Origin of the sequence: uncultured Mucilaginibacter sp. (assembly GCF_937859865.1) — a bacterium.
Taxonomy (GTDB): Bacteria; Bacteroidota; Bacteroidia; order Sphingobacteriales; family Sphingobacteriaceae; genus Mucilaginibacter_A.
Map to the genome: position 1 here is coordinate 1 of NZ_CALMAT010000158.1, position 4,372 is coordinate 4,372.

7 protein-coding genes are annotated in these 4,372 nt (G+C 39.6%); 5 read left to right on the forward strand and 2 right to left on the reverse strand.

The window, feature by feature from the left end:
* On the reverse strand, positions 1-1,057 hold a 1,057-nt coding region (locus Q0192_RS17130; protein ID WP_299291411.1), incomplete at its 3' end, for a tetratricopeptide repeat protein.
* A 337-nt stretch (positions 1,058-1,394) separates the two neighbouring features.
* Here Q0192_RS17130 and Q0192_RS17135 point away from each other — a divergent pair.
* Positions 1,395-1,580 carry an AtpZ/AtpI family protein gene (locus Q0192_RS17135; RefSeq protein ID WP_299291413.1) on the forward strand — a complete coding sequence of 62 codons (186 nt, stop codon included), beginning with the start codon at positions 1,395-1,397 and terminating at the stop codon, positions 1,578-1,580.
* A 222-nt stretch (positions 1,581-1,802) separates the two neighbouring features.
* Here the strand turns inward: Q0192_RS17135 and Q0192_RS17140 are convergent, their stop codons facing one another.
* The gene (locus Q0192_RS17140) at positions 1,803-2,006 is read right to left on the reverse strand and encodes a hypothetical protein (RefSeq protein ID WP_299291423.1); all 204 of its coding nucleotides are present in this window, start codon (positions 2,004-2,006) and stop codon (positions 1,803-1,805) included.
* Between Q0192_RS17140 and atpB the strand changes: the two genes are divergently transcribed.
* The 4 genes from atpB to atpH all read left to right on the forward strand — a co-directional run.
* Positions 1,979-3,055: a F0F1 ATP synthase subunit A gene (gene atpB, locus Q0192_RS17145; RefSeq protein WP_299291415.1), complete on the forward strand. Its 1,077-nt coding sequence runs from the start codon at positions 1,979-1,981 to the stop codon at positions 3,053-3,055. The two genes, Q0192_RS17140 and atpB, sit on opposite strands and share 28 nt — an antisense overlap.
* 48 nt (positions 3,056-3,103) lie before the next feature.
* Entirely contained in the window at positions 3,104-3,319 is a 216-nt protein-coding gene (gene atpE / locus Q0192_RS17150; RefSeq protein ID WP_299291421.1) for an ATP synthase F0 subunit C, read from the forward strand.
* 72 nt (positions 3,320-3,391) lie between these two features.
* Entirely contained in the window at positions 3,392-3,886 is a 495-nt protein-coding gene (locus tag Q0192_RS17155) for a F0F1 ATP synthase subunit B (RefSeq protein ID WP_299291417.1), read from the forward strand.
* Between the two features lie 17 nt (positions 3,887-3,903).
* The coding region (gene atpH, locus Q0192_RS17160) for an ATP synthase F1 subunit delta (protein ID WP_299291419.1) at positions 3,904-4,372 on the forward strand (469 nt) is incomplete at its 3' end.

Here is a 4,372-nt window from a genome sequence, read left to right on the forward strand (position 1 = left end):
GCGGCGAAAGGTTAAGTAATGTGCTGTCGTAATATTTTTTGGCCTGGATATAATCAGATTTGTATTTAAAGTTGATGTCGGCCAAACGCAGGTAAGACAAGCCTTTTTGTTTCTGGTTTTTGGTACTGCTTTTAACCGATAATTTATAGTTTTTTACCGCTTCGTCAATCTTTTTAAACGACAAAGCCGTTTCCCCGATCTGGAAATAAATCTGGTCAATAAAATCGGCGTTCTTATCGTCTTTCAGCAACAACCGCAAACGGCTGATGCGGTTGGTTTGTTCGCCTTGCTGCTTTTCTTCGATGCGCAACCGGTTTAAATCGGCATTAAAAGCAAGCTCAAAAGAAGCATTGCTATGAACGACGCTCGTATAATTTTTAAATGCTTCGTCAGGTTTTTTATTTGCTTCCTGTATTTGTGCTAAAATAAACGTCCAGCGGATTTTTCTTTTTGTATTGCTTGCCAAAGCAACGGCTTGCACGGCTAGCTTTTCGGCCTGTTCGTAATTGCCTTGGTCTAAATTAAATTGCAAGTCTGCACCGGTGATATCTTCTGCCGAAGCTTTCTTTGCCTCAAAAAGCTGGCGTGCCGTGTCTAATGCAGCCTCGGCTTTTTTAGGCTGGTTCAGTTTCATTAACGAACGCGCTTTCCAAGCCAATGCTGTTCGGGTCAGTTCTTTGTTTTGTGGGAAGGAGCGGATGACGTAGCTAAAATATTCGACCGCATTAAAATAATCGGCACCTAAATAATTGGCCTGTCCTAACAAAAAATAAGCATCGCCTAAATAATGGCTTTGTTCTTTCAGGCTGATAATGGAATTAGCACGACTGGTAACCGCTTCCAGATCTTTGTTTCCTGCTGTAGTTTTTGCAATCGTATCTTGATAAACGCTTAAAATCTCCGAATAATCATCGTTGTAAACCTGCGCCATCTGTTCCTGTTTTTGCAAAATGATTTGCCGCGCATTGAACAAAATGTTGTAGTGCGCCGTCAGGTTTTGCATGCTTCGGTTAAAGCCGCTTTCTTTTTCCAAAGAGCAGCCGCTTATTGCAAGCAAAAAAAACAGGGATAAAAACAGTATGCTGTTAAAGCTGAAAGACCGGGCCAAGCGTATCGTTGTTAAATATCGTATCAAAAGTATTTTTGTGAAAACCAACCGAATGCCAAACTACTAAAAAATCATTTTGGTTACTTAGGGCCTGTTTAAATTTCTATCGTAAAAGTTTGTAATGCTTCTTTTATGCCCATAAATTCTGTTTACGGATATTGTACCGGTACCTCTATTGCAAAAGGACAATGATTTTTAGGTGGTAAAAGAAGCATAGAATAAGTTTGATAAAATTTAAACAAGCCCTTAATTTTGAAACCTCATTCATCCAAGTAAACCAATTTAAATGAACAATTACATCAAATACAGCGGGCTTGGTTTCCAGATGATCATCATCATCGGCCTGTTTTCGTTTGCAGGCTATAAAATAGACCAGGCGATGCACCATCAAACGCAATGGGTTACGGCTGTATTATCTTTATGTGGTGTATTTGTTTCGTTGTACATTGTTTTAAAATCTTTAAAAGATTGAGAATTTCTAATTTTATCCTGAGTTATTGTTTGGCGATGATTTTTATCGCCCTGCCTCCGGTTGCATACGTATATTTTTACAAAGGGTTAGGGCTGATGCCGCATTTTTGGGTCGTGTTTTTGATGTTTGCCGTACTTACTTTTTTGGTGTGCTTTTCTACCTTAATAAGCAACCTAAAAAACAATCAATTATCGGTTCAGGTATTTTTGGTTGCCACTGTGGTTAAGCTGTTAATCTGTATGTTCTTTGTGCCAGTTTATTTAGCCAAAAACCACGTAAACCAGGGGCTTTTTTTAGCCTGCTTTTTTTATTTATATTTATTAAATACGGTGTTTGAAGTTTATGCTTTGTTGTGTAACTTGCGCCTCCAAAATCAAAAGTAAAAATCGCGATATTTAATGGATTTAAGCCATATTTTGAACTCAAAAAAAATTAAGCTAAGCTTCTTTCTTGCTGTTTTGTCTGTTCTTTTTGTTGGAAAAGCATTTGCAGTTCAGGGAAATCCGGGACAGGAAAAAGCCGGGGACAAAAAGGAAGCCTTTGATCCGTCTGTTGCTATTTTAGAACACATCGCTGATTCGCATTACTGGCACCTTTGGGGCGAAACAGCTATCCCGCTTCCGGTTATTTTATATACCAACAAAGGTTTTGAAACGTTTTCTTCTGCCAATTTCGGGCACGGGAATGAAGCTTACAAAGGCAAATATTACACGTATGCTTTAGAAAAAGATAAGGTAAAAGCAGTAGATCCATCTGGAAAAGTGGACGAGGCAGCCAGCAAAAAAGTTTACGATTTTTCGATCACCAAAAACGTGGTTGCTCTTTGGATTGCTTGTGTATTGTTGCTCGTCCTGTTTTTTGCCGTTGCTTCTTCTTATAAAAAAAGGGTTGGCAAAGCGCCAAAAGGCTTTCAATCTTTTATAGAACCGGTGATTGTGTTTGTAAGGGACGATATTGCCCGGCCAAACATTGGTTACAAATATGAGCGTTTTATGCCGCTGCTTTTAACCATTTTCTTTTTTATATTGATCAACAACCTTATCGGGCTGGTGCCGTTTTTTCCGGGCGGTGCCAACGTAACGGGTAATATTGCAGTTACTTTTGTGCTGGCAATTATTACGATGATTGTGGTGAACGTAAATGGCAATAAATATTACTGGAAACATATTTTTGCACCTGACGTACCCTTTTGGCTATACCCGATAATGTGGCCGGTAGAGCTGGTGGGCATTTTGTCCAGGCCGTTTGCCTTGATGATCCGTTTATTTGCCAATATCACCGCCGGGCATATTATTGTATTGAGCTTAATATCGTTGATATTTGTTTTTAAATCCATTGCTGTTGCGCCGGTTTCTATTGCATTTGTAGTATTTATGGATGTGCTGGAACTGCTGGTGGCTTTGCTGCAGGCTTTTGTATTTACCTTGCTCACGGCGCTGTTTATCGGTACAGCAACTGAAGAGCACCACCACTAATTTGTAAACAACTTTATATTTATATTTAACTTTTAATTTAGAACAATGATGACTGGAAGTATTGCTGCAATTGGTGCAGGTTTAGCTGTTATCGGTGCAGGTATTGGCATCGGTCAGGTAGGTGGCAAAGCCATGGAAGGTATCGCCCGCCAGCCTGAAGCTTCAGGTAAAATTCAAACTGCCATGATTATTGCAGCCGCTTTGATCGAAGGCGCTGCATTATTTGGTGTGGTAGTAGCTTTCTTGGGTAACAATCCTAAGTAATTTATCCAAGCTGGCCAACTTGCGTTTGGCAATTGGCCGGCTTTATTTTATCAGTTAATTTTTAAAATAGATATGGAATTAGTAACCCCCGAAATTGGCCTGGTATTTTGGACAACAATATCATTTTTGATCTTGTTCTTTTTACTGGCCAAATTTGCCTGGAGGCCAATTATGGGCGCCATTGATGTGCGCGAAAGATCTATCGAAGATGCTTTGCTGAAAGCGGAAGCCGCCAAAGAAGAAATGACTCGTTTGACCAACGAAAACGAAGCTTTGTTAAAGCAGGCCCGTGCAGAACGCGATTTGATTTTGAAAGAAGCCAAACAGGTAAAAGACCAGATTATTGGTGAAGCAAAAGCTGCTGCACAAACAGAAGGCAACAAGATCATCGAGAAAGCAAAAATTGAGATCAACAGCCAAAAAGCCATTGCGATGGCAGATGTTAAAAATCAGATTGCCACGCTTTCTGTGGATATTGCCGAAAAGATTTTACGCAAGCAATTTGAAGATAAACACAAGCAAGACGAGCTGGTAGCTGATTTGTTGAAAGAAGTTAAGCTGAATTAATTTTAACCGATCTAAAAATGTCTGAGTTTCAAGTTTCCACAAGATACGCCAAATCTTTGATTGACCTTGCAGAAGAGCAAAACCTACTCGAACAGATCAATGACGATATGGTATTGTTTGTAAAAACCATAAAAGCCAATCCTTTGCTTGGCGCTGTATTACGCAACCCGATTGTTTCTCCATCTAAAAAAATCACCATTTTGGTGAATGTTTTTACGGGAAAAGTACAGGATGCAACCCTGGCATTTTTGAAAATTATGGTAAACAAAATGCGTTCTGAAATTTTGTACGATACCGCGAAAGAGTTTGTAGAGCAGTACAACTTTAAAAAACATATTGTAAAAGCAGTAATCGTTTCGGCCGTTCCGCTTTCGGATGATAACCGCCAGGAAGCAATGGAAATGGTGAACCAGGCAACCGCAGGCAAGGTACTTTTAGAAGAAAAAATAAACCCGGATTTGATTGGCGGCTTTATTTTGACTGTTG

Bases quoted from the DNA above. Each gene is read 5' to 3' on its own strand.
- Q0192_RS17135 (WP_299291413.1), top strand. From the start codon at position 1,395: ATGAACAATTACATCAAATACAGCGGGCTTGGTTTCCAGATGATCATC.
- atpB (WP_299291415.1), top strand. From the start codon at position 1,979: ATGGATTTAAGCCATATTTTGAACTCAAAAAAAATTAAGCTAAGCTTC.
- atpE (WP_299291421.1), top strand. From the start codon at position 3,104: ATGACTGGAAGTATTGCTGCAATTGGTGCAGGTTTAGCTGTTATCGGT.
- Q0192_RS17155 (WP_299291417.1), top strand. From the start codon at position 3,392: ATGGAATTAGTAACCCCCGAAATTGGCCTGGTATTTTGGACAACAATA.